Annotated in this window: 1 protein-coding gene; it reads left to right on the forward strand. The window is 71.7% G+C overall.

The features are described from left to right. Positions 1-56: 56 nt before the first annotated feature. Positions 57-1,112 (forward strand): putative bifunctional diguanylate cyclase/phosphodiesterase (locus DAERI_RS21705; RefSeq protein ID WP_235610508.1); only part of this gene is annotated, 1,056 nt, incomplete at its 3' end.

Genomic DNA, 1,112 nt, shown 5'->3' on the forward strand with positions numbered 1-1,112 from the left:
TCAAGTACGTGGGGATCTTGTTTTGGGCGCCGGCGGGGTTGTCGGTGCCCGCGGAGATGACCGAGACGTACTTCTGGGTCCCGGCGCTGTACGTCCTGTCCTTTTTCGTCCCCCACGTCCGCGGCGGGCGCCTGGTCTCCTTCCTGTTCTTCGGCCTGACGCTGCTGCTGAGTGTGGCGTACGTGGCCCTGCACCTCGGCTCGGGCCTGGACACCACCGTGGTGTTCGCCCTGACCCAGTACAACCTGGCCAACCTGACCTTGCTGGCGCTGGCCCACGCCTTTCTGGGCTTCAAGGAGCGGGTGGTGCGCGCCGAGGCGAGGGCCGAGACCCTGCAACGCCTGGCCTACACCGACCTGCTCACCGACCTCCCCAACCGCCGGCACTTCGACCTCGCGCTGGCCGAGACGCTGGCGGGGGCGCAGCGGGCGGGGCAGCCGCTGGCGCTGCTGTTCGTGGACATCGACGGCTTCAAGCTGATCAACGACACCCTGGGCCACGAGGCGGGCGACGAGGTGCTGCGGCGGCTGGCGGGGCGCTTCCGGGCGTTCTGCGGGGGGACGGACCTGTGCGTGCGCATCAGCGGGGACGAGTTCGTGGTGGTGCTGCCGGGTCGGGGGCGGGACGAGGCGGTGGCGGCGGCGCGCGGGCTGCTGGGGCAGTTGGGTGGCCCCCTGCACGTGCAGGGGGCTGCCGTGGCGGTGAGCGCCAGCATCGGGGTGAGTGTCTTTCCCGAGGACGGGCGGGACGCGGGGGCCCTGGTGCGGCACGCCGACATCGCCATGTACCAGGTCAAGGGCAGCGGCAAGAACGGGGTGCGGCCCTACACCCCGGCGCTCGACGAGCAGGTCGAGCGCCGCACGCTGCTGGAACGCGACCTGCAGACCGCCCTGAGCCGGGACGAACTGGTGCTGGAGTACCAGGGGCTGTATGACCTGCACCGCGGGGAGCTGCTGAAGGTGGAGGCGCTCTTGCGCTGGCGGCACCCGCAACTGGGGCGGGTGTCGCCGGCGGAGTTCATCCCGCTGGCCGAGAGCAGCGGGGCGATCGTGCCCATCGGGGCCTGGGTCCTGCGCGCCGCCTGTGCCCAGGTCCGCCACTGGCAGCAGCGC

Source organism: Deinococcus aerius, from assembly GCF_002897375.1.
Classification (GTDB): domain Bacteria; phylum Deinococcota; class Deinococci; order Deinococcales; family Deinococcaceae; genus Deinococcus; species Deinococcus aerius.